The sequence below is a fragment of the Neobacillus drentensis genome, from assembly GCF_036965245.1.
GTDB classification, from domain to species: Bacteria; Bacillota; Bacilli; order Bacillales; family Cytobacillaceae; genus Neobacillus; species Neobacillus drentensis_G.
This window is the reverse complement of the sequence record NZ_JBALPG010000048.1, coordinates 1-23,186: the sequence shown is the minus strand read 5'-3', so window position 1 is coordinate 23,186 and position 23,186 is coordinate 1. Positions and strand designations below refer to the sequence as shown.

Annotated in this window: 24 protein-coding genes; 23 read left to right on the top strand and 1 reads right to left on the bottom strand. The window is 39.9% G+C overall.

Going from position 1 to position 23,186, the window contains the following annotated elements; genetic code table 11:
* Positions 1 to 187 precede the first annotated feature (187 nt).
* The 18 genes from V7150_RS11820 to V7150_RS11735 all read left to right on the top strand — a co-directional run bounded on the left by V7150_RS11820 (position 188) and on the right by V7150_RS11735 (position 18,408).
* On the top strand, positions 188 to 841 hold the full coding sequence (locus V7150_RS11820) for a tetratricopeptide repeat protein (RefSeq protein WP_335518022.1): 654 nt from the start codon (positions 188 to 190) through the stop codon (positions 839 to 841).
* A 33-nt stretch (positions 842 to 874) separates the two neighbouring features.
* Positions 875 to 3,286, top strand: a complete 2,412-nt coding sequence (gene recD2, locus V7150_RS11815) for an SF1B family DNA helicase RecD2 (protein ID WP_335518018.1) — start codon at positions 875 to 877, stop codon at positions 3,284 to 3,286.
* 33 nt (positions 3,287 to 3,319) lie between these two features.
* On the top strand, positions 3,320 to 3,835 hold the full coding sequence (locus V7150_RS11810) for a PRC-barrel domain-containing protein (protein ID WP_335518015.1): 516 nt from the start codon (positions 3,320 to 3,322) through the stop codon (positions 3,833 to 3,835).
* Between the two features lie 70 nt (positions 3,836 to 3,905).
* Positions 3,906 to 4,097: a hypothetical protein gene (locus V7150_RS11805; protein ID WP_335518012.1), complete on the top strand. Its 192-nt coding sequence runs from the start codon at positions 3,906 to 3,908 to the stop codon at positions 4,095 to 4,097.
* A 164-nt stretch (positions 4,098 to 4,261) separates the two neighbouring features.
* Positions 4,262 to 4,396 (top strand): YrzQ family protein, encoded by a 135-nt coding sequence (locus tag V7150_RS11800; RefSeq protein ID WP_335518008.1) that lies wholly within the window; start codon positions 4,262 to 4,264, stop codon positions 4,394 to 4,396.
* Between the two features lie 87 nt (positions 4,397 to 4,483).
* On the top strand, positions 4,484 to 5,542 hold the full coding sequence (locus tag V7150_RS11795; protein WP_335518005.1) for an AI-2E family transporter: 1,059 nt from the start codon (positions 4,484 to 4,486) through the stop codon (positions 5,540 to 5,542).
* Positions 5,543 to 6,006: 464 nt separating this feature from the next.
* A complete protein-coding gene (gene alaS / locus V7150_RS11790; protein WP_335518003.1) occupies positions 6,007 to 8,643 on the top strand; it encodes an alanine--tRNA ligase in 2,637 nt (878 codons plus the stop codon).
* A gap of 265 nt (positions 8,644 to 8,908) precedes the next feature.
* Positions 8,909 to 9,175, top strand: coding sequence for an IreB family regulatory phosphoprotein (locus V7150_RS11785; RefSeq protein WP_149871085.1), 267 nt, complete (start codon positions 8,909 to 8,911; stop codon positions 9,173 to 9,175).
* 3 nt (positions 9,176 to 9,178) lie between these two features.
* Positions 9,179 to 9,595, top strand: a complete 417-nt coding sequence (ruvX, locus tag V7150_RS11780; protein ID WP_335517999.1) for a Holliday junction resolvase RuvX — start codon at positions 9,179 to 9,181, stop codon at positions 9,593 to 9,595.
* 12 nt (positions 9,596 to 9,607) lie between these two features.
* The gene (locus V7150_RS11775; RefSeq protein ID WP_335517996.1) at positions 9,608 to 9,904 is read left to right on the top strand and encodes a DUF1292 domain-containing protein; all 297 of its coding nucleotides are present in this window, start codon (positions 9,608 to 9,610) and stop codon (positions 9,902 to 9,904) included.
* 180 nt (positions 9,905 to 10,084) lie between these two features.
* Positions 10,085 to 11,221, top strand: a complete 1,137-nt coding sequence (mltG, locus tag V7150_RS11770; RefSeq protein ID WP_335517992.1) for an endolytic transglycosylase MltG — start codon at positions 10,085 to 10,087, stop codon at positions 11,219 to 11,221.
* A gap of 395 nt (positions 11,222 to 11,616) precedes the next feature.
* The gene (locus V7150_RS11765) at positions 11,617 to 12,267 is read left to right on the top strand and encodes an O-methyltransferase (RefSeq protein ID WP_335517988.1); all 651 of its coding nucleotides are present in this window, start codon (positions 11,617 to 11,619) and stop codon (positions 12,265 to 12,267) included.
* On the top strand, positions 12,264 to 13,193 hold the full coding sequence (locus V7150_RS11760) for a peptidase U32 family protein (protein WP_335517986.1): 930 nt from the start codon (positions 12,264 to 12,266) through the stop codon (positions 13,191 to 13,193). Before V7150_RS11765 ends, V7150_RS11760 begins: the two co-directional genes overlap by 4 nt.
* Before the next feature lie 120 nt (positions 13,194 to 13,313).
* On the top strand, positions 13,314 to 14,555 hold the full coding sequence (locus V7150_RS11755) for a peptidase U32 family protein (protein ID WP_335518313.1): 1,242 nt from the start codon (positions 13,314 to 13,316) through the stop codon (positions 14,553 to 14,555).
* Position 14,556: 1 nt separating this feature from the next.
* A complete protein-coding gene (gene udk, locus V7150_RS11750) occupies positions 14,557 to 15,192 on the top strand; it encodes a uridine kinase (protein WP_335517983.1) in 636 nt (211 codons plus the stop codon).
* Positions 15,193 to 15,344: 152 nt separating this feature from the next.
* Complete coding sequence (greA, locus tag V7150_RS11745; RefSeq protein WP_283919621.1) at positions 15,345 to 15,821, top strand: transcription elongation factor GreA; 477 nt, start codon at positions 15,345 to 15,347, stop codon at positions 15,819 to 15,821.
* 72 nt (positions 15,822 to 15,893) lie between these two features.
* A complete protein-coding gene (locus V7150_RS11740; protein WP_335517979.1) occupies positions 15,894 to 17,657 on the top strand; it encodes a peptidoglycan D,D-transpeptidase FtsI family protein in 1,764 nt (587 codons plus the stop codon).
* Between the two features lie 73 nt (positions 17,658 to 17,730).
* Positions 17,731 to 18,408: a YrrS family protein gene (locus V7150_RS11735; RefSeq protein WP_335517977.1), complete on the top strand. Its 678-nt coding sequence runs from the start codon at positions 17,731 to 17,733 to the stop codon at positions 18,406 to 18,408.
* Between the two features lie 34 nt (positions 18,409 to 18,442).
* Here V7150_RS11735 and V7150_RS11730 read toward each other — a convergent pair whose 3' ends face one another.
* On the bottom strand, positions 18,443 to 18,646 hold the full coding sequence (locus V7150_RS11730; protein ID WP_335517974.1) for a DUF2536 family protein: 204 nt from the start codon (positions 18,644 to 18,646) through the stop codon (positions 18,443 to 18,445).
* A 151-nt stretch (positions 18,647 to 18,797) separates the two neighbouring features.
* Here V7150_RS11730 and V7150_RS11725 point away from each other — a divergent pair, with 151 nt between their 5' ends.
* The 5 genes from V7150_RS11725 to V7150_RS11705 all read left to right on the top strand — a co-directional run bounded on the left by V7150_RS11725 (position 18,798) and on the right by V7150_RS11705 (position 22,711).
* The gene (locus V7150_RS11725) at positions 18,798 to 19,436 is read left to right on the top strand and encodes a class I SAM-dependent DNA methyltransferase (protein ID WP_335517971.1); all 639 of its coding nucleotides are present in this window, start codon (positions 18,798 to 18,800) and stop codon (positions 19,434 to 19,436) included.
* Positions 19,437 to 19,451: 15 nt separating this feature from the next.
* Positions 19,452 to 20,147 (top strand): 5'-methylthioadenosine/S-adenosylhomocysteine nucleosidase, encoded by a 696-nt coding sequence (mtnN, locus tag V7150_RS11720; RefSeq protein ID WP_335517968.1) that lies wholly within the window; start codon positions 19,452 to 19,454, stop codon positions 20,145 to 20,147.
* An 18-nt stretch (positions 20,148 to 20,165) separates the two neighbouring features.
* On the top strand, positions 20,166 to 21,089 hold the full coding sequence (locus tag V7150_RS11715) for a PLP-dependent cysteine synthase family protein (protein WP_335517965.1): 924 nt from the start codon (positions 20,166 to 20,168) through the stop codon (positions 21,087 to 21,089).
* A 1-nt stretch (position 21,090) separates the two neighbouring features.
* On the top strand, positions 21,091 to 22,224 hold the full coding sequence (locus tag V7150_RS11710) for a bifunctional cystathionine gamma-lyase/homocysteine desulfhydrase (protein ID WP_335517962.1): 1,134 nt from the start codon (positions 21,091 to 21,093) through the stop codon (positions 22,222 to 22,224).
* Between the two features lie 229 nt (positions 22,225 to 22,453).
* Positions 22,454 to 22,711 (top strand): YrhC family protein, encoded by a 258-nt coding sequence (locus V7150_RS11705; RefSeq protein WP_335517959.1) that lies wholly within the window; start codon positions 22,454 to 22,456, stop codon positions 22,709 to 22,711.
* Positions 22,712 to 23,186 lie beyond the last annotated feature (475 nt).

The following is a 23,186-nucleotide window of genomic DNA, read 5'->3' as shown; positions in this document are numbered from 1 at the left end:
ATGAATGGTTTGGCGGAATAAATAGAAAGTTTGGCGGAATCAACGCTTAGTTTGGCGAAATAAATCCAAAATCCGCGGAATCCCTAGCATTTCTGAAACTAAAAACACTGTCGTAACCCATTCCAGCTCTTAAAGTAATTTTTAAATAAAATATGATATACTTTCTCTTAGGATTGGAGTTGAAAACATGGATAAAAACCAATTAGGTGTTAAATACATGCAGGAAGGAAACTGGGAGGAGGCAGCAAAGGCCTTTAATGAGGCCATACAAGAAACCCCAACTGACCCTGTTTCATATATAAATTTTGGAAACGTTCTTTCGGCTGTTGGAGATGATGAAAAGGCGCTTAATTTTTATCAAAAAGCGCTTGAACTAGATGAAAACTCAGCAGCTGCTTACTATAGTACCGGTAACTTATTATTTACAAAAGACCTTTTCAACGAGGCTAAAAATATGTTTGAAACGGCGATGAAAAAAGGTCTGCAATCAAGTGACAATTACTTTATGTTAGGATTGACACTCATCCAGCTTAATCAAGGCCGATTCGCTCTCCCATATTTACAAAGAAGTGTTGAACTTAATGAAAATGATGCAGAAGCACGGTTTCAATATGGATTATGTTTGGCTCAGCTAGAAATGATTGACGAGGCCATCATTCAATTCGAAAAATGTATTGAGCTAGATCCAAACCATTCAGATGCATTTTACAATTTAGGCGTTTCATATGCCTTTAAAGAAAATGCCGTACGAGCACTGGAAATGTTAAATAAGGCACTCGATATTCAACCAGACCATCTACTTGCAGGTCATGCAAAAAAACTGATCGAAAATAACCGATAAAAGCTAGCTTTTAATTGAAAGGAGGGAGCCATAATGGAAAAACAAGACTCACTCGATTTGTTCGCGGAGCAGGGAAAGTTCGTCAAAGGTCGTCCGATTGTAACGATTTTTCACAACGAACAAAATCTTTATACCGTTTTAAGAATCCGTGTCGATGAAACAAATGAGCAATATGAAGACAAAGAAGCGGTGATTACCGGCTATTTCCCAAAAATCCATGAACAGGAAACTTATATTTTTTTCGGGGAATTTAAGGAGCATCCAAAATTCGGGGTCCAATTTCATACTAATCATTTTCGGAAGGACATGCCGCAGACAAAACAAGGAGTGATCAATTATTTGTCAGGCGAAATGTTTAAAGGGATTGGGAAGAAAACGGCCCAGAACATCGTTGAAACATTAGGAGAAAATGCCATCTCCAAGATACTCAATCAGCCATCCTTACTTGATTCTATTCCAAAACTCCCTCCAGAAAAGGCAAAGATGCTGTACGATACGCTGATGGAGCATCAAGGGCTTGAGCAAGTCATGGTCGCCTTAAATCAATATGGGTTTGGTCCACAGATTTCGATGCGAATTTATCAAGCTTATAAAGAGGAAACGCTTGATATTATTCAAAAAAATCCATATAAACTAGTTGAAGATATCGAGGGCGTCGGTTTTGGCCGTGCGGATGAACTTGGCTATCAGCTGGGGATCTCCGGTAACCATCCAGATCGGATAAAAGCTGCCTGTCTTTACATACTTGAAAGTGAAAGTATGCAAACAGGCCATGTATACATGCATGCTCAAGATATGCTTGAACAGGTAAAGGCACTCCTTGAGGACAACAAGCGCGATCAAATTGAATACATAGATATTTCAAATGAGGTCATTAAGCTAGAGGAAGAGGGAAAATTAATTGGAGAAGAAAAACGAATTTATCTCCCTTCCTTATTTTTTGCAGAAAAAGGCCTTGTAACAAGCATAAACCGAATTTTGCAGCAAACGGAATACAAGGACCAATTCCCAGAATCGGAATTCCTCCTGGCATTAGGCGGTTTAGAGGAACGTCTTGGGGTACAATATGCGCCTACCCAGCGAGAAGCGATTCAAACAGCACTTATGTCCCCGATGCTTATCTTAACGGGTGGGCCTGGTACGGGTAAAACGACTGTTATCAAAGGAATTGTTGAACTATATGCAGAACTGCATGGCTGTTCCTTAGAGCTGAAGGATTATCATAAAAAGGATGAGCCGTTTCCGTTTTTACTTGCAGCACCGACCGGACGAGCTGCCAAACGAATGACAGAGTCGACGGGACTTCCTGCTGTAACGATCCACCGATTACTTGGCTTTAACGGGTCCGAAGGCTTTGATCGTGATGATGCAAGTCCCTTAGAGGGAAAAATCCTTATTGTTGACGAGACGTCGATGCTTGATATTTGGCTTGCCAATCAATTGTTTAAGGCACTGCCTGAGAATATTCAAGTCATAATGGTTGGCGATGAAGATCAACTGCCTTCTGTCGGACCAGGACAAGTTTTAAAGGATTTGCTGCTATCTGGGCAGATTCCGACTGTCCGCCTTACCGATATTTACCGGCAAGCAGAAGGGTCTTCCATCATTGAACTTGCACATGATATTAAAAATGGGTACCTGCCCGCAAATGTTACCGCCAAGCAAGCAGATCGTTCATTTATTAAATGTACAACGGCACAAGTTGCTCAAGTGGTCGAAAAAGTAGCACTTAATGCAAAAAACAAAGGGTATTCAGCAAAAGATATCCAGGTGTTGGCACCGATGTATAAAGGTCCTGCCGGAATTGACCGGTTAAATGTGCTGCTGCAGGAAATTTTTAATCCGAATTCTGACGGCAAGCGGAAGGAAATTACTTTTGGTGAGGTAAAATACCGCATCGGTGATAAGGTGCTCCAGCTTGTGAACCAGCCGGAAAGCAATGTCTTTAACGGCGATATTGGGGAAATTATCTCGATTATTTATGCAAAGGAAAACACCGAAAAACAGGACATGATCTATATTTCCTTTGAGGGCAACGAGGTCGAATATACAAGGCAGGACTTGAATCAAATCACTCATGCGTACTGCTGTTCGGTACATAAGTCACAAGGAAGTGAATTTCCAATTGTTATTCTTCCTATAACAAGAAGTTATTACCGGATGCTGCGGAGAAATTTAATTTATACAGCGATTACGAGAAGTAAACAATCGTTGATTATATGCGGAGAAGAGGACGCCCTCAGAATGGGCGTAGAAAGAGCGGACGAGCTTTTAAGGCAAACGACGCTCTGCCAAAAGCTGCAAGAAACTATTTCCGTAAAAAATGTTCGGCCACAAGAAGTGATTCCTGCCAATGGATTGTCGTATGAGGAAGAATTAATGCAGGTAAATCCCATGGTAGGGATGGAAAACGTTTCGCCTTATGATTTTATGGTAAATGACTGAAACTATAAATGTTCACAGGAGGTGGGACACTTTTTGCGGACATTTTCTTTATTAAAAGGGCAGCCCGTATTTGAAACAAGAAGTGGAACAAAAGTCGGTGAGATTAGTGACCTATGTATTTCAGGTACCGGAAAAGTTAATGGCCTGCTAGTAAAAAAAGGCGTGTTCTTCAAACAAACTTTTTTTCTGGACATCCAAAAAGTAGCCTCCTTTGGCTGGGATGGCGTTATGGTTGAGGATACCGAGCAATTGCAAAAACTGAAAGAGACTCCTGAATATACGTTTAACCACCAACATTCAATAGACGGAATGTTGATGCTCTCAAAGAGCGGTGAGTCACTCGGATTGTTGAAAGATGTATATTTTCAAGAAGAAGTGGGCACAATCGTAGGGTATGAAATCACGGATGGCTTCTTTTCGGATATCACCGAAGGTAAACAGGTCATTCAATCCAGGAAGCCCTTAGCGATCGGAAAGGATGCCATTATCGTAGATGTAAATGAAAACTTGCCGACTGGCAAGCCTGAGAGGGCGAAGACAGAGGCATAGTTGATTTTATGCATTCAGAATTTAGGGAAATAAATTCTGATTAGCTAAATGATACGTGAGGTGTCTTTCCATGTTTAAGTGTCCGAATTGTCAAAGTAAGGATATCGGTAAAATTGGTATCAACCAATATTATTGTTGGAACTGTTTTATTGAGCTTTCAGTTTCCCAAGGTATAATCAACACCCATCAAGTCGAAGAAGACGGATCACTAAGTTCATTAGATGACTTGTTTGAAGAAGAAGAACGTCGTTACACCCTTTAAAAGAAAAGCGGAAGCGCACGTATAGAAGCGTATGGACTGGAGCTCTGCAGCTAGGCAGCATGGATAGCAATGGCTATTCGATGTTGACTTATCGTAGGAAGAAGGGCGAAGTACAGTAGCTGGTGGGCGCTGGAGCTGGACAATACCTAGAAGAGGTGAGACGGATGAATAAAATGATGACGACAATGATTGCTTTTGGTGCTGGTATGGCAGCATATAATATTGTCCAAAGAAACAATATGATGTCAGCCCGCAATATGAAACGAATGCAAAGAAAAGTAAGACGTGCAATCTTTTAAGGTCAAACCCCCTCAAGTAGTCGAGGGGGTTTTTTGTTGTATATTTCCACCAATTGTCTCGAAAACTAACCAAAAGGAGGCATGGCAGTGGATATTCGTATGAAATGGTATTACCGAATTGGTTTTTTGCTCCTTTTATTAATTGCCATTTTTGTTTTTCTAAAAATTAGTTTTGTATGGATGCCGATTGTAAGGATGGCAGCTATCATCATTCTCCCCTTTATTATTGGCGCGTTTATTACTTATTTACTTCACCCAATCGTCGAAAAATTACATGAAAAAGGGTTTCATCGTGGGCTTGCGATCATTTTAATTTATTTTATTTTTTTTGGCGGAATCGGCGTAGGTCTCTATAAAGGAATTCCAGCCATTATTGATCAATTAAAGGACCTATCTGAAAGTGCACCTGCTTTTGCAGAGCAATACCGAGGCTGGATTGATCAACTCCAATCACAAACAAGGGCCTGGCCTGATGGACTGCAGACACGCATTAATGATGGCATCGGTATCTTTGAAAAAAAGATGGACTCGTTACTGACCATCATCGTGAGCATCTTAATGAACTTTTTAAATTCAGCGCTCATCATGCTGATTATCCCATTTGTTGCTTTTTATATGTTAAAGGATTTTGTCTTGATTAAACGGGCGGTGTGGTATATTACCCCAAAAAAATGGCGCAAGAAGGGCTCTCTTTTTCTAAAGGATGTCGATGAGTCCCTCGGAAGCTATATTAGGGGGCAGCTCCTTGTTTGTGTCATTATTGGCAGTATCTCAGCCCTGTTATTTTGGGTTTTTCATTTAAAATACTCCTTATTATTAGGTTTGATTGTTGGTGCGACAAATGTGATTCCTTATTTCGGTCCAATTATCGGAGCTGTACCGGCAGTCATAATTGCAGCCACTACTTCTGTAAAATTAGTGATTATTACCTTAGTAATTGTTTTCGGTCTGCAATTTCTTGAAGGGAATATCTTGTCTCCCTTTATTGTTGGAAAAAGCCTGCATATGCACCCATTAGTCATTATGTTCGCGTTAACTGCCGGAGGAGAAATTGGCGGGATTTTAGGGTTGATCTTAGCTGTCCCGATACTTGCTGTGCTAAAAGTCGGGATTATTCATGCAAAAAATCATTTTACCCTGCATTAACAGGCAATGCACCTTGGATTTAAGGTAAATAATATTTTGTAAAATAACTGCCAGTAAATGTCCTATTTGTTCAACAGTGGGAAAAAATCGTCCCACTGCTTGGATGTTTCACTTTATCACTGATTCAAATTGACAAACAATAATGTGGTGGCTATAATTCGTCATATAGAATATTTGTTGGAAAATGTAGAAGGATCGAGTATGTTGTAGTCCATCTGTAACGCGTTTAAGCGCAGAAGAGAGGAGCTTCCTTGGCTGAAAGAAGCTCTAGATGAAGGATAACAGAAAGCTAGTCCGGAGTGCAGCTAACCACTGCCGTCAATGCCGCGTTAAGGCATTATTGAGAGATGAATACGGCTTTTTTGTATTCATAATCAGGGTGGTACCGCGAGACAAGCTCTCGTCCCTGTTTTGGGGATGAGGGCTTTTTTGTATGCTTTTTAAAAAATAGGAGGTCTAAAGGTATGAAAAACTTAACAGGATCACAAATCCGCTCAATGTTTTTACAGTTTTTTAACGAAGAAAAAAGACACACTATTGAACCAAGTGCATCGCTGGTTCCACATGATGACCCATCATTGTTATGGATTAATAGCGGTGTTGCAACCTTAAAGAAATATTTTGATGGACGTGTTGTACCTGAGAATCCAAGGATTACAAATGCACAAAAATCAATTAGAACAAATGACATTGAAAATGTCGGAAAAACGGCACGTCACCATACGTTCTTTGAGATGCTTGGCAATTTTTCCATCGGTGAATATTTCAAACAAGAAGCCATTGAATGGGCATGGGAGTTTTTAACCGATGAAAAATGGATTGGCTGGGACCCAGAGCTTCTATCTGTTACTGTTCACCCAGAGGATCATGAAGCATATGAAATTTGGCATAAGACAATTGGTATACCAGAAGAACGAATCATTCGTCTTGAGGGGAATTTCTGGGACATTGGTGAAGGTCCAAGCGGTCCGAATACAGAAATTTTCTATGACCGAGGGCCTGCCTACGGAAATGACCCGAGCGACCCTGAGTTATATCCAGGCGGTGAAAATGAACGCTACCTTGAAGTTTGGAACCTTGTGTTTTCACAATTTAACCATAATCCAGATGGCACTTATACACCGCTGCCAAAGAAAAATATTGATACCGGAATGGGACTTGAACGAATGGCATCTGTCGTTCAAAATGTTCCAACTAACTTTGATACTGATTTATTTATCCCAATTATTCGGGCAACAGAGGAAATCTCCGGTGAAAAATATGGCGTTGATAAAGAGAGCGATGTTGCCTTCAAAGTAATTGCTGACCATATTCGTACCGTTGCTTTTGCTGTCGGAGACGGGGCATTGCCATCAAACGAAGGCCGCGGCTATGTGTTGCGCAGGTTGCTGCGTCGAGCTGTCCGCTATGCAAAACAAATCAATATTAACCGTCCATTTATGTTTGAACTTGTTCCTGTCGTAGGCGAAATTATGCATGATTTCTATCCGGAAGTAAAAGAAAAGACGGAATTCATTCAAAAGGTCATCAAAAATGAAGAAGAGCGTTTCCATGAAACCCTTCATGAAGGTTTAGCTATTTTAGCTAGTGTCATGAAAAAGGAAAAAGAAAAAGGCAGCGATACCATCACTGGTGCTGATGTGTTCCGTCTATACGATACTTATGGTTTCCCGGTAGAACTAACCGAAGAATATGCGGAAGAAGAGGGTATGAAGGTTGACCAAAAAGGCTTCGAGGTAGAAATGGAACAGCAGCGTGAGCGTGCCCGGGCAGCTCGTCATGATGTCGATTCGATGCAGGTTCAAGGCGGTGTGCTTCGCGACGTTACCGTTGAAAGTAAATTTGTTGGGTATGATGTGCTAGAGACTAACTCAACTGTTTTGGCAATTATTAAAAATGGTGAACTAGTTGAGGAAGCATCAAACGGTGAAGAAGTACAGCTAATTCTGGATGGAACACCATTTTATGCGGAAAGTGGCGGACAGATAGCTGACCGAGGTTTGATTAAAGGTGCAGACGTAACCATTGCTGTTAAGGATGTTCAAAAAGCACCGAATGGTCAAAATCTTCATCAAGTCATAGTGAAGAGCGGTATGTTAAAAACTAATCATCAGGTAACGGCAAAAGTGGATGATGAAAATCGTGTAAAAATTATTAAAAACCATACTGCTACCCATTTACTTCATCAGGCATTAAAAGATATACTCGGTGAGCACGTAAATCAAGCCGGTTCCTTAGTAGAGCCTGACCGTCTTCGTTTTGATTTTTCGCACTTTGGTCAAATTAATCCGGAAGAATTGGAACAAATTGAAAGAATCGTGAATGAAAAGATTTGGCAAAGCATCGAAGTAGACATCAGCCTAAAACCAATTGCCGAAGCAAAAGCAATGGGAGCAATGGCACTGTTTGGTGAAAAATATGGTGATATTGTCCGCGTCGTTAGAGTTGGGGATTATAGTCTTGAGCTTTGTGGCGGCTGTCATGTTCCAAATACATCTGTCATTGGATTATTTAAAATTGTGTCAGAAGGCGGAATTGGTGCTGGAACAAGAAGAATTGAGGCTGTAACTGGTGAATCTGCTTACAAATTGCTAAATGATCAAGTAGGTTTGTTAAAGGATGCTGCTGAAAAACTAAAAACAAATCCAAAAGATATTGTTAACCGTATTGATAGTTTAATGGTTGAAATTAAACAGCTGCAGCGGGAAAACGAATCACTCGCAACAAAGCTTGGAAATATTGAAGCTGGCAGCCTCGTATCAAAGGCAAAAGAAATTGACGGTGTAACGGTTTTAGCAGCGAAGGTTCAGGCAGCTGATATGAATAACTTGAGAAATATGGCTGATGACCTGAAGCAAAAGCTTGGATCTGTTGTCATCGTCCTCGGTAGTGTCCATGAAGGAAAAGTTAATTTAATTTCCGCTGTAACGAAGGATTTAATTGAAAAAGGCTACCATGCAGGGAAATTGATTAAGGAAGTAGCTTCTCGCTGCGGCGGAGGTGGTGGAGGACGTCCAGATATGGCTCAAGCAGGCGGTAAAGATCCTGAAAAACTGGAGTCTGCACTTCAATTCGTAGATGAATGGGTAAAATCCATTTGATAATGGAACAAAGTAGTGTAAAATGTAAGTAACAATTCTAGAATGCGGAAGCGACTTAACCAGGGGCGATATAGGAAGACTTATCTATTTGCCAGAGGAGCAAAGCCAGAGATTAGTCTTCCTTAATGCGAACGATAGTAGCCAGGCATAAAACTGCAAGCTACGAGGTTGTTCTTTAACCTCCTTGACAGATTGGTAATAGCCCTAGGAGCTGTAGTTAGACTTTACAATTCTCTCCTCTATTTAGAAAGGCGAGGTGCATGAAATGAGTTCATTTGACAAAACGATGCGATTTAATTTTCCTGAAGAGCCATTTGAACATGACGTGAAGGATGTTCTTTTTCAAGTCTATGAGGCTTTACAGGAAAAAGGGTATAACCCTATAAATCAAATCGTCGGCTACCTGTTATCCGGTGATCCTGCCTATATTCCTCGTCATCGCGATGCCCGTAACATTATTCGCAAGCTGGAACGGGACGAAATTATCGAGGAATTAGTCAAATCCTATCTAAAACAACAACGAGAGGGTTAAGTAATGCGTGCAATGGGTTTAGACGTGGGCTCAAAAACCGTCGGTGTTGCCCTTAGTGATGAACTGGGGTGGACGGCACAGGGTCTCAAAACCCTCAAAATCAATGAAGAAAGACAAGAGTTTGGTTTTGAGGAAATTGGTCAATTAATAAAAGAGTATCAAGTCGATACTGTGGTCGTCGGTTTTCCTAAAAATATGAACGGGACGGTTGGACCACGCGGTGAAGCCAGTCAGCAATTTGCTGCTGAAATTACGGAAAGATTTGATGTGCCAACTGTTTTATGGGACGAGCGGCTGACAACAATGGCTGCTGAACGTGTTCTACTTGAGGCTGATATCAGCCGTAAAAAGCGAAAGAAGGTCATCGATAAAATGGCAGCAGTGATGATTCTTCAAGGCTATCTTGACAGTAAAAATTAATGAGGTGAAGAAATGACACACGAACATGATCATGAGGATCGCTACATCACACTTATCGATGAAAATGGCGATGAACAATTATTTGAAATACTTTTCACATTTGATTCAGATGAATTTGAAAAGTCCTATGTATTCTTTTATCCAGTTGGTGCAAATGAAGATGAAGAAGAAATTGACATTCTCACATATGCATACATTCCAACTGAAGATGGTGGTTTCGGCGAATTAATGGAAATCGAAACTGACGAAGAATGGGACATGGTGGAAGAGGTTTTTAATACCTTTAACGAGGAACAAGAGGAACAATAATATTCGGGAATCGGCTGCTTGTTGGCCGATTCTTTTTTTTGGAAAAATAATATAAATTTGACAAATCCATTGATAAATTGACATTTTTCTCACTATATGCTGAAATTGATACATACCTTTTTTAATATTTTACAAAAATTTATGCGATATGTTTGATAGGTCAGGGGAAGGGGGAAAAAGATGACGACAGACGAAAAGGGCACAAAAAAAGATGTTATTCGGCAAAAAATGCTTGAGCAGCACCATGAAGCAAAAATTGTCCGCAAGATTGTTTTGATCATATCTATCTTAATGCTATTATTCATAGTCTTAATTGGCGGCGGAGGATATTTCTATATACAATCAGCACTTAAACCTCTTGACTCTTCTAGTAAGAAACAGAAAACAGTCGAAATTCCATTAGGGTCATCTGTTACAGGGATTGCTGAAAAATTAGAAGCAAACGGAATAATAAAAAATGCAAAAGTATTTAAGTATTATGTGAAACTGAAAAATGAAGGCGGATTTATGGCTGGGGATTATCAGCTAAGCCCATCGATGGATGTCCCTGAAATTGTCAGCCGTCTAAAAACGGGCAAAGTGCTGGCGAAAGCTAGTTTTAAAATTACGGTTCCAGAAGGACAGCAGCTTAAGGAAATTGCCGCTATTATGGCAAAAGCTACAAATCAAAAGGAAGATGATGTGTTTAATAAATTAAATGATAAAGAATTTATTAAAACACTAATGGCCAAATACCCAGATATTTTAACAGATGAAATTATGCATTCGACAGTGAAATATCCACTCGAAGGCTACTTATATCCGGCAACCTACCCATTTTATAAGCCAAATCCATCTGTTGAAGAAATGGTCACGGCAATGTTAGATAAAACAAGGAATGTTTTATCTGATTACACAGAAGAAAGTAACAAAAAAAAGCTGTCAATTCATCAATTATTAACGATGGCCTCATTAGTGGAGGAAGAAGCTACCGAAAAAGCCGACCGTAAAATGATTGCAAGTGTTTTCTACAATCGTATGAAAAAGGGAATGCCCTTGCAAACAGATCCAACTGTTTTATATGCCCAAGGGAAACATAAAGACAAGGTTTTATATGAGGATTTAGAAGTGGATTCACCTTTTAATACGTATAAAAATAAAGGTCTTCCACCAGGTCCAATAGCAAATTCTGGAAAGATGTCGATTGAAGCGGCACTAGAACCAGCGGAAACAGATTTTTATTACTTCCTGGCAACCGCTGAGGGAGAGGTTATTTTTACAAAAACATTAGATGAACATAATCAGGAAAAAGCTAAGCATATTTCCAATAAAAAATAATTATTTCATGGGGAAAGATTAGCATTCCCCTTCTTTTTATGGTAAAATAGTTCAGGTGTTTTAATAAGTATTTTATAGCGTACCTCACAGTAAGGTAATTTGCGGGTGTATCTGCCTAAAAACGTACTGAGTTGAATCCTTCAGCTCGCTATTTCCTGTGAACGCTATTTTTTCATGTCTAAAGAGCAAAATGATGGTAGATAATTTTAAAGTATTTGACTTTTAGAATTGTCCAGATACAGTGCCCAGCGATTAGTGGTCATCACTCTTCCCTCCGATAAGTCAACATCGGATTACTTTATCTTAGTCGGAGTGGGCTTCTGGCCATACGTTTCTAAACGGTTGCTTTCGTTTTTCTATCAAGAATGCTTTTATAGAATTGAGGTGACGGCAGCTTGTTGAATGAGAAGCTGCATTTTTATATTGAAGGTCTAATTTCAGCACGCATCCCGTTGTTTACTGAAATGGAAAGTTATGCAAAAAAACATAATGTCCCTATTATGGAGCTAGCTGGGATCGAAACCATGCTGCAATTATTGCGAATTCATCAATCGAAAAAGATTCTTGAGGTGGGAACAGCGATTGGTTATTCGGCGTTAAGAATGGCAAATACGCTCTCAAAGGCACAAATTGTTACAATTGAACGGGATAAGGAACGGCTTCATGCTGCCAAAGAATTTATCGGAAGATCTGAGAATGGTGAGCAAATTACCTTAATTGAAGGTGATGCATTGGAGGTTGAAGATCTTGTTCAGGGACAGGCTCCATTCGATGCCATTTTTATTGATGCTGCAAAAGGACAATACAAAAAGTTCTTTGAAATATATGAAAAATATCTTAGTCACGACGGAATGATTATTACTGATAATGTGCTGTTTAAAGGTCTTGTTGCCGAACAAGAGATTGAATCAAAAAGAACCCGTAATCTTGTAAAGAAAATTGATGAATTTAACCATTGGTTAATGAATCATCCGGATTATAACACCGTGATTCTGCCTGTTGGGGATGGGGTTGCAATTAGTAAAAGGAGAGGTGAGAGAAAATGAAGAAAACAGAATTACTTGTCACTCCATTAACAGTTGACGATATTTTGCCACTAGCAGAAGCAGGGGCAGATGCCTTTGTTGTCGGTGAGCAGCGATATGGATTACGACTCGCTGGAGAATTCAACCGTGAGGATATTCAAAGAGCCATTGAACTAGCTCATAGCAAGGGGAAAAAAGTTTATGTTGCGATGAATGCCATTTTTCACAATGAAAAAATTGACGAACTTGCTGGCTATATTCAATTTGTCGCAGCTGCAAAGGCAGACGCAATTATTTTCGGTGACCCAGCTGTATTAATGACTGCAAAAGAAGTGGCTCCGGAAATGAAGCTTCATTGGAGTACAGAGACAACAGGCACGAACTGGTACACATGTAATTATTGGGGTAGAAAAGGTGCGAAAAGGGCGGTTCTTGCCCGTGAAATCAACATGGATGCCATTGTCGAAATAAAGGAAAATGCAGAAGTGGAAATTGAAGTACAGGTTCATGGAATGAGCTGTATGTTCCAATCTAAACGCTCGCTCCTGGGTAACTATTATGAGTACCAAGGGAAAGTCATGGAGATCGAAAATCGTAAGATGGAAAAAAATATGTTTTTGCACGATAAAGAACGTGAGAATAAATATCCGATTTTTGAAGATGAGAACGGTACGCATATCATGAGTCCAAATGATATTTGTATCATTGATGAGCTGCAAGAAATGCTAGAAGCCGGTGTTGATTCTTTTAAAATTGAAGGAATCTTAAAGAGTCCGGAATATATTTTGGCTGTGACAAGAATTTATCGTGAAGCAATTGATTTATGTTTGGAAGATCCAGAGGCTTATGATGACAAAAAGGACGAGCTGCTTGCGGCAATCGAGAAAATTCAACCAGAGAATCGTTCGTTAGATACAGGATTCTTTTTCAAAGAGACAGTTTACTAACTTTAAAAGCGGAAGCGCCATGCTCAGGGGCTTAAGTTCAAGAGCCTTTATGCGCTGCAGCTAAACACTTATTACAGGAGGGGTTCAATCGTGAATACAGTTATAGATAAAATTTCTGAGATGATCGATGGGAAACGTGTCATTGTGAAGAAGCCGGAACTCCTTGCTCCAGCAGGCAATCTGGAAAAATTAAAAATTGCAGTTCAATATGGTGCCGATGCTGTGTTTATCGGCGGTCAAGAATATGGGCTTCGTTCAAACGCGGATAATTTTACATTTGAAGAAATGAAAGAAGGCGTCGAGTTCGCCAAAAAATTTGGTGCAAAGATTTACGTAACTACAAATATTTTTGCTCATAACGAAAATATTGACGGTTTAGAGGAATATATACTTGGCTTAAAGGAGACAGGAATTTCTGGGATTATTGTCGCGGATCCGCTCATTATTGAAACATGCCAGCGTCTTGCTCCAGAGATTGAAATCCATATTAGTACACAGCAATCACTTTCCAACTGGAAAGCCGCCCAGTTTTGGAAAGAGTCAGGTGCAGAACGTGTCGTATTAGCACGTGAGGTAAGTGCGGAAGAAATTAGAGAAATGAAGGAAAAGGTCGATGTTGAGATTGAAACCTTTATTCATGGAGCAATGTGCATTGCTTACTCGGGACGCTGTACATTGAGCAACCATATGACAGCACGGGATTCTAACCGCGGTGGTTGCTGCCAGTCGTGCCGCTGGGATTATGATCTTTACAAGCTCGAGGGCAGTAATCATGAAGTAGCTCTTTTTGAGGATGGGGATGACCCGTTTGCGATGAGCCCGAAGGACCTTAATTTAATTCAAGCTATTCCACAGATGATTGAACTAGGAATTGATAGTTTGAAAATTGAAGGCCGGATGAAATCGATTCATTACATTGCAACAGTCGTAAGTGTTTATCGTAAAGTTATTGACGATTATTGCGCTGATCCAGAGAATTTTGTAATTAAGCGTGAATGGTTAGAGGAACTTGATAAATGCGCTAACCGTGAGACTGCACCTGCGTTTTTTGAAGGGGTGCCGGGGTATAAAGAGCAAATGTTTGGTAATCATAGCAAGAAGACAAAGTTTGAATTTGTCGGTCTTGTGCTGGATTATAACGAAGAAACACAAATGGTTACATTGCAGCAGCGAAACCATTTTAAACCAGGGGACGAAGTCGAATTCTTCGGACCGGAAATTCAGAACTTTACACATGTGGTTGATAAAATTTGGGATGATAAAGGTAATGAATTGGATGCAGCTAGGCACCCGCTTCAGATTGTACAATTTAAATTGGACAAACCGGTATACCCTAACAACATGATGCGAAAGGAGAACTAGTATGATGCGCAAACCGGTTGTTATTGGTGTAACCGGCGGCTCTGGCTCCGGAAAAACCAGTGTAACAAAAGCCATTTATGAAAGTTTAAAAGATCATTCCATTTTGGTACTAGAACAGGATTATTATTATAAGGATCAAACTTATGTGCCGTATGAAGAACGATTAAAAACAAATTATGATCACCCACTTGCCTTTGATAATGATTTACTCATAGAACATATCCAAAAGCTGTTACGCTATGAAGCGATTGAAAAACCTGTTTATGATTACTCCATCCATACTCGTTCAGACAAGATTATTCCCGTCGAACCGCAAGATGTTATTATATTAGAGGGAATTTTAGTACTTGAAGATGAGCGTCTGCGTAATTTAATGGACATTAAATTGTACGTAGATACAGATGCAGATTTGAGAATCATCCGCCGGTTAACTCGTGACATTAGAGAACGCGGACGGACGTTTGATTCCGTAATTGATCAATATTTAAATGTGGTTCGCCCAATGCATAATCAGTTTATTGAACCTACTAAGCGTTATGCGGATGTCATCATCCCAGAAGGCGGACATAACCATGTTGCAATTGATTTAATGGTCACAAAAATTCAAACAATTCTTGAACAAAAGTCATTTTTATGACACAATATCAAAAGATAAGGATTTAATAAATATTTAAAGTGCGCGCCCTTATACAAGGACGCGCTCCTATGTATTTGTCATAGGCAAACAATCTACATATACTACATACACAATTCTAATGGGGGTTGTGAAGACTAGAAGGAGTGAAGGCTTTGGCTACAGAGAAAGTATTTCCAATGACACAAGCAGGAAAAGACAAACTTGAACAAGAACTTGAATATTTAAAATCAGTGAAACGTAAAGAAGTGGTAGAAAGAATTAAAATCGCGAGAAGTTTTGGTGATTTATCAGAAAACTCTGAGTACGATTCTGCGAAAGAAGAGCAGGCATTTGTTGAGGGCCGAATTACAACGTTAGAAAATATGATTCGCAATGCTAAGATTATTGCTGAAGGAGAAATGGCCGGCGATTCTGTAACATTAGGCAGGTCTGTTACATTTATTGAGCTTCCGGATGGGGAAGAAGAAACCTATTCTATTGTGGGTAGTGCTGAGGCAGATCCGTTTGAAGGGAAAATTTCGAACGACTCGCCAATTGCTAAAAGCCTTTTAGGTAAAAAGGTTGGCGATCAAGTATCTGTACAAACACCAGGCGGTGAAATGAGCGTCCGCATTGTCAGCATCAAATAATTGAAATTATATATTTAAGATAATTGTTTGAAATTTAGAAACCTCGTCAAAACTTTTGACGAGGTGTTTTTTATGTGGAGAAGACGGGCACTTGGATGGCTTTTCATTTGTATAACAAGTTTGGTACTGCTTCTGGTGCGCTTAATGCAAATTCAATTGATCGAGACAAAGACTTTTTCGAAACATAATGTGAATTTACTTGAAGAAAGTGTCAAACAAAGAACACAGGAGCTGGTGATTGATAATGGCAGAGGCAATTTCCTTGACCGAAATGGGGCCATGCTGACGCACAAAAAGGTTGCTGTTCTAGTCCTTTTTCCATTTTTAAAAAAGCTGGATTGGAAGGCTAAAAAGGTTTCTGAGATTTCTGGAATCTCGGAAGATGTGCTGAAAATCGCTGTAGAAGGGGCGAAAAAGCCTTTTGCCTTTGGTGAACCACAGCCAGTTGAACTGACCACCTCCCAAATGGAAAGAATTAATGGCTTAAAAATTCCTGGAGTTTTTGCAATTGAAAAGAAGTTTGAGCGCTCTGAAGTACCGGCGGAACAGTTAATTGGTCTGACAGGCGAAAATCCAAAGGAATTAAAGAACCGTTATCCGAACAAGGAACTATCGGAGAAAACCTTGCTTGGTGTATCAGGGCTTGAGGAAAGTTTTGATGAATTCCTCCTCCCCGAAGGGAAATCAAAGCTTGTATACCACGTAGATGGCTCTGGAGGACCGCTGTTCGGGATCAACGTTAAATATGTTGATCCCGCAAATCCATTTTATCCTGTTAATGTGCGGACAACCCTTGATAAAAACCTTCAGCAAAAAGCAGACAGTCTTGTTGATCAGTATCAAATAAAAAAAGGCGGTCTGGTTCTTCTCGATATTGAGGACAATAGTGTACTCGCAATGGTATCTCGGCCAACGATTAATAAAAAGGATCCCTATAGCGGTGGGGGGGTTACCAATATGATGGTGAAGCAGCAGATTGTCGGCTCTGTATTTAAAACTGTTGTTGCTGCAGCCGCAATCGATGAAAATCTTGATGATCCAACCCGCCTTTTTGACTGCAGTAAAAAAATTAATGGCAAACAGGAACTAAAGTACAATTATGGAATGTTGGATTTTGCGACTAGCTTTTCCAGAAGCTGTAATCGTACATTTGGAGAGCTGGCAAAGGAATTACAAAAGACAAATCCGCATATTCTTGAAGACTATGCGGCTAAATTATCACTTGCTGGCTCTGTAGGCTGGAAGGGGGATGTTTATCATACAAGTGACTTCAAACAATTTGCAGATGAAGATAAAGGCAGGGTATTTTTGTCTGATGAGGCAAGAAAGGATGCTAACTTTGCTGCAATGTCTGGAATTGGCCAGCATGAAGTCCGCGTCACCCCAATAGCTGTAGCCAATATGATGGCAACGATTGCAAGAGGCGGTAAAAAGGAATCAGTAAGAGCTGTTTCAAAAATTGAGTATAAAAACGGAACGACGATGGTTGATTTTCCAAAACAAAGCATAAAAGGGGACACCATTTCTCCTTACACCGCGATGAAGCTGCAAAAACTGCTTCGGGAAGTGGTACTAAACCCTAATGGTACGGGAAGGTGGTTTAAAGACTTGCCGTATGAGGTGGCAGGTAAATCCGGGACAGCCGAAACAGGAAAATATGAAGATGGGAAGCAGCTGCATAATAAATGGTTTGCTGGTTATTTCCCCTATCAAAATCCAAAATACGTCCTTGTAGCTGTGAATTTGGATGTGGTGGATTCGGAGGGTGGAGTTAATTTGTTATTTGCTGATATAGTAAAAATGTTGTATGAAAAAAATCATAGCAATGGGGAGTGAAATGGTTTTTCCTTCAAGTTCTCTTTAAATCATGTTAGAATATTGAGAGCCTTATTTTTACGGAGGGATAATTTTGAGTAATGATTTCAATTCTAATTCGCGTTCAGGATATCGTGCGAAAAGAAAAAAAACGAATCTCGTCTTAAATAGTTTAATCGTCATTGTCCTGCTATTGATTATTTTTGTTGCTTATAATATTTTTGCCTCAGGCAGTGATGATAAAGCAGCACCAAAGAAACAAGAACCAAAAACAGAACAAAAAGAAACAACTCATAAAGAAACAGCAACTAAAGAGAAAAAGGCCAAAGTGGATAAAAAGGTCAATAAGGATGATCGTTCTACTGACAATACAACAGATGATGATCAAGAAAGTGAGGAAGCCTCCACTCCTGAAAAGGCAGATGAATCACAGGCGGTAGCTTCAGACGGGGGCAGTTCTGCGAATGTTCTTAAAACAATCCAGAATCCGAGTTGGAAGCCTGTTGGTACCACCCAATCAGGAGAACACAAGCCAACTTATAGTGGTGTAGATTGGGATGAAATGCTGAATGCCATCTCCTATGCAACAGGACTTGACCAGAGCAATATGAAGGTTTATTGGCTAGGTAGTGATAAGTCTACCTCCAATGCATCAATCGGTACAGTATACTCAAATGATAAACAAGAAAAATATAGAGTTTTTATTAAATGGGTTGATGGTGAAGGATGGGTACCGACAAAGGTCGAAGAACTAACTGAACTTGAGAAATAAAGGAAAAAGGATGGGCCCTGTAAGGGGCACCATCCTATTTCTTTTTAAAATGAACAACCGCCGTAAAGTATGTTTGTCCATTTTCGTTCACATGCATTTGGTGGGATACGGAATGGACCCCCAGTAGGATTGCTCTATTCTCATCAACCTGTGATTCAATCTTTTTTTGCAGTGTTTTAAGATTATTGGCCTCGAAAAATTCAATTTTATCCTCAATCAAATCAAGCTGAAAATTCACCTAGATATCATCCTTTCTATACGTCCATTTTAGTTATTTCTTACCATACTGGCAATGCATTTGAATAAATGTTTGAAGTATGATAACATAATTTCAGACAAATTCATAGTATACTCATAGGAATTATATGCTATTTTGGAGAGTGGAAAATATGGGGAGAGAGTTTCTTGAAATTTTTGAGCAATGGGCAGATTCATACGATGATACAGTCGTTGGTCATGATTTAGAATATAAAGAAGTTTTTTCACATTATGAACAAATTTTAGATGCTGTTGCTGCTCGTTCAATTGGTCATGTAGTGGAATTTGGTGTCGGTACGGGGAACCTAACACAAAAGCTATTGGCTGTAGGGCTTAGGGTGACGGGAATAGAGCCATCACCATCAATGAGGAAAATTGCTGAGCAAAAACTTGCTGGTAATGCGGTAATTCTCGATGGTGATTTTCTTCATTTTCCGGAAGTGAAGAAAATTGACACATTTGTCAGTTCGTATGCCTTCCATCATCTTACCGATAACGAAAAAGCAGAAGCTGTCGCTCACTATGGCAAGCTGCTCTCAAAAGATGGTAGAATAGTGTTTGCGGATACGATGTATGAATCCGAGGAAGATCATTATAATGCGATCGTAAAAGCAAAAAATGAAGGCTTTCATAACCTGGCAAAAGATCTGGAAACTGAATATTATACAACGATTCCGTTTTTAAAATCTATTTTAGAAAAAAATAGTTTTAGCGCCACGTTCACAAGGATAAACGATTTTGTCTGGTTAATGGAAGGTGTAAAACAATAAGAAAGAGGTTAATCAATGAAAATCGCCATCATCGGAGCAATGGAAGAAGAAGTAACTTTACTACGAGACAATATTGAGGAACAAACACAAGAAACAGTCGCAGGTTGTGAATTTACATTTGGAAAAATGCACGGTGCGGATGTCATCCTGCTGCGGTCCGGGATTGGGAAGGTAAACGCGGCTATGTCAACAACCATCCTGCTTGAAAAATATAAGCCTGATTGTATTATCAATACCGGTTCAGCAGGGGGCTTTAATCCTTCACTTAATGTTGGGGATGCTGTTATTTCAACGGAAGTCCGCCATCATGATGTCGATGTAACTGCTTTTGGTTATGAATATGGTCAGGTTCCACAGCTTCCGGCAGCGTTTTTAGCTGATGAAAAATTAATTTCTGTCGCAGAAGCAGCTGCAAAGGAATTAGAAAATTTCCAAATTGTGAAGGGCTTAATTGTGACGGGTGATTCTTTTATGGAAGATCCGGTACGTGTCGATTTTGTACGGTCAAAATTTGAGGCTTTACAGGCAGTTGAAATGGAGGCTGCTGCGATTGCACAAGTGGCTCATCGCTTCGCTGTACCTTTTGTAATTATCCGTTCTCTTTCGGATATCGCCGGAAAAGAATCAGAAATTTCGTTTGATCAATTTATTGATAAGGCAGCAACTAATTCTGCTACATTGGTGATGAAAATGGTGGCAGCTATACGATAGGTTTACAGGGGTGGAGAAATGCAGGTCTACAAAAATGTTCATGAGTTAATTGGGCATACACCAATCGTGGAAATTACCCAATTTCCTTTGCTAGAAGGGGTTCGTATATTTGCCAAACTTGAGTTCCTGAACCCTGGGGGAAGTGTCAAAGACCGGCTTGGAATAGAGCTGTTAAGTGAGGCGTTTTCGAGCGGGAAACTCAGAGAGGGTGGAACGGTTATTGAGCCGACTGCCGGAAATACTGGAATTGGTTTAGCACTTGCTGCGATTAATAAAGGGGTTCAAGTTATTTTTTGTGTGCCTGAAAAATTCAGTATGGAAAAGCAGGCAATCATGAAAGCACTTGGTGCTAATATCGTTCATACTCCAACGGAGCAAGGCATTAAGGGGGCGATTGCTAAAGCAGAGGAGCTGCTTAAAGAAATTCCTGATTCCTATTGTCCGCAGCAATTTGCCAATCCTGCTAATCCTGCTACCTATTATAAAACATTAGGGCCTGAGCTCTGGGATCAACTCGATGGTAAGATTGATGTTTTTATTGCTGGAGCAGGTTCTGGCGGTACGTTCATGGGAACTGCCCGTTATTTGAAAGAACAACAGAATCAAATAAAAACGGTCATCGTCGAGCCAGAAGGGTCAATATTGAATGGTGGTGAATCCGGCCCTCATAAAACGGAGGGTATAGGCATGGAATTCTTGCCTCCATTTATGGAACCCGCCTATTTTGATGCCATTCATACCGTTGCTGATGATGATGCCTTTTACTTTGTTAAAGAGTTGGCCGCAAAAGAGGGACTGCTTGTGGGCAGCTCTTCCGGTGCAGCCTTTTATGCAGCTCTAAAAGAAGCTGAAAAAGCAGAGGCAAATACGAACATCGTGGTTATTTTTCCAGACGGAAGTGAACGATATTTAAGCAAAAAAATCTTTGAAGGGGGGATTTAGGGTGAGAAGAAAGACGAAATTGATTCATGGCGGCATCAGTGAAGATCCAGCAACCGGTGCTGTCTCATTCCCGATTTATCAAGTTAGTACTTATAAACAGGAGGGTGTCGGCGGGCATAAGGGTTTCGAATATTCCCGTACTGGAAATCCGACGAGACATGCCCTTGAAGAGCTGATAAAGGATATCGAAGGCGGTAAAGCAGGATTTGCTTTTGGCTCCGGGATGGCGGCGATTACGGCTGTCATTATGCTATTTAACAGCGGCGATCACGTCATCTTAACTGATGATGTTTATGGCGGAACATTCCGCGTCATGACTAAGGTATTGAATCGTTTCGGAATTGATTCAACATTTGTTGATACTAGTGATTTAGAGAAAATTAAAAGTGAAATTAAACCAAACACCCGGGCTGTTTATCTAGAAACACCGACAAATCCACTTTTAAAGGTTACAGATATCGAAGCAGTTGCAAAGCTTGCAAAAGAACATGGGCTATTAACAATTGTTGATAATACATTCTCGACTCCATATTGGCAAAATCCGCTGGAGCTTGGTGCTGATATTGTTCTGCATAGTGCAACGAAATACATTGGCGGCCATAGCGATGTAGTGGCTGGATTAGTGGTTGTAAATAGTGAAAAGCTTGAAGAAGATCTTCACTTTGTGCAAAACTCTACTGGCGGTGTTTTGGGGCCTCAGGATTCATGGCTGTTAATCAGGGGGATCAAAACATTAGGTATACGTATGGAGGAAACCGAAGCGAATACGAAGGCAATAGTTGAGTTTTTACAAGGTCACTCGAAGGTTAAAAAAGTATTCTATCCGGGTATCGAAACACATCCAAATCATGACATTGCTAAGAAACAGGCAAGAGGTTTTGGCGGCATGGTTTCATTTGATGTTGGCAGTGCAGAAAATGCTGACCTATTACTCAGCAAGGTGAAATATTTTACATTAGCTGAAAGCCTTGGAGCTGTAGAAAGCTTAATCTCCGTTCCAGCAAGAATGACCCATGCCTCTATTCCAACAGAGCGAAGAGCAGAACTAGGCATCACAGACGGCTTAGTACGCATCTCCGTCGGGCTAGAAGATATTGAAGATCTAATTGAGGATCTCACCCAGGCATTAGTATAAGAAAAGAGGGGTTTGGCCATGGTCCTTACCCCTTTTTATATGGTTTCGCAAATAAAATAGCTCGTTTCGCAAATAAACCGCCAACTTTCGCAAATAAATCACTCAGATTCGCAAATAAATCGCCTGGAAACGCAAATAAATTAGGTTTTTCTAAAATTTACATCATATTTACCCTTATTTTCTATGGTATGGTATGTTAGTAGATTTTAAGAAAAGCAGGTGATAAGAAATGAAACAAGAAATGAAGAATCTTTATGAAAAAATGGTGGATTTTAAACGGTTTGGTATTGTCTTATTGGCTTGCGGTGTATTTTTCTTTCTAGGTATTATTATTCCATTAGATGCGAAAAGCGAAATGGATTTAAATATTATGCTTCTTTCCTCCATGTCTTTCTTAGCAGTATCTATCTTAATGTTTATTCAATCAACGCAATGTCAACTGAAGCTGACAGAAATGGAAGACTTTGATGATTACTTTATGAAATAATTGGCGATCCCTTAACATTTGGGTCGCTTATTTTTTTTGCCTGTCTTGAAGGCTTTTTAATTATTTTTTTTAAAATTTATTCAAAAAGGTTTACAAAGTACAAATGCGTGGATATAATTACCGTAGTAAGTAAAAAATTCCAAAGGAGGTCGAAGAAAATGATGTTATGGGCAATTGCAGCTGGCACTGGCATGAAAACTGTATATTTGAATATCACGCATTCGACCAGATTGGAATGGGTTGCTTAACAATTTGTTACAATACATATCCATGCCGCAGGGAGAATGACGCCTTGCGGTATTTTTGTGTCTAAAAAATGCTGGCCGTAGGGGGACTCTTTTCTTCTTGCGGCCTTTTTGTGCCCTTTTTTCGCGCAATTTTGATATGTATTGCATAAATTGGAAATGTTGCTGAACCGAATGACTAAATAATCTTTTTTAAGGAGGTGGTATGAATGACCCTAAATATTTTATTC

Coding starts and splice junctions, on each gene's coding strand:
- V7150_RS11820 (WP_335518022.1), top strand. CDS start 188: ATGGATAAAAACCAATTAGGTGTTAAATACATGCAGGAAGGAAACTGG.
- V7150_RS11775 (WP_335517996.1), top strand. CDS start 9,608: ATGACACACGAACATGATCATGAGGATCGCTACATCACACTTATCGAT.
- alaS (WP_335518003.1), top strand. CDS start 6,007: ATGAAAAACTTAACAGGATCACAAATCCGCTCAATGTTTTTACAGTTT.
- V7150_RS11740 (WP_335517979.1), top strand. CDS start 15,894: ATGTGGAGAAGACGGGCACTTGGATGGCTTTTCATTTGTATAACAAGT.
- mltG (WP_335517992.1), top strand. CDS start 10,085: ATGACGACAGACGAAAAGGGCACAAAAAAAGATGTTATTCGGCAAAAA.
- V7150_RS11725 (WP_335517971.1), top strand. CDS start 18,798: ATGGGGAGAGAGTTTCTTGAAATTTTTGAGCAATGGGCAGATTCATAC.
- V7150_RS11715 (WP_335517965.1), top strand. CDS start 20,166: ATGCAGGTCTACAAAAATGTTCATGAGTTAATTGGGCATACACCAATC.
- mtnN (WP_335517968.1), top strand. CDS start 19,452: ATGAAAATCGCCATCATCGGAGCAATGGAAGAAGAAGTAACTTTACTA.
- udk (WP_335517983.1), top strand. CDS start 14,557: ATGATGCGCAAACCGGTTGTTATTGGTGTAACCGGCGGCTCTGGCTCC.
- ruvX (WP_335517999.1), top strand. CDS start 9,179: ATGCGTGCAATGGGTTTAGACGTGGGCTCAAAAACCGTCGGTGTTGCC.
- V7150_RS11800 (WP_335518008.1), top strand. CDS start 4,262: ATGAATAAAATGATGACGACAATGATTGCTTTTGGTGCTGGTATGGCA.
- V7150_RS11805 (WP_335518012.1), top strand. CDS start 3,906: ATGTTTAAGTGTCCGAATTGTCAAAGTAAGGATATCGGTAAAATTGGT.
- recD2 (WP_335518018.1), top strand. CDS start 875: ATGGAAAAACAAGACTCACTCGATTTGTTCGCGGAGCAGGGAAAGTTC.
- V7150_RS11785 (WP_149871085.1), top strand. CDS start 8,909: ATGAGTTCATTTGACAAAACGATGCGATTTAATTTTCCTGAAGAGCCA.
- V7150_RS11705 (WP_335517959.1), top strand. CDS start 22,454: ATGAAACAAGAAATGAAGAATCTTTATGAAAAAATGGTGGATTTTAAA.
- V7150_RS11760 (WP_335517986.1), top strand. CDS start 12,264: ATGAAGAAAACAGAATTACTTGTCACTCCATTAACAGTTGACGATATT.
- V7150_RS11755 (WP_335518313.1), top strand. CDS start 13,314: ATGATCGATGGGAAACGTGTCATTGTGAAGAAGCCGGAACTCCTTGCT.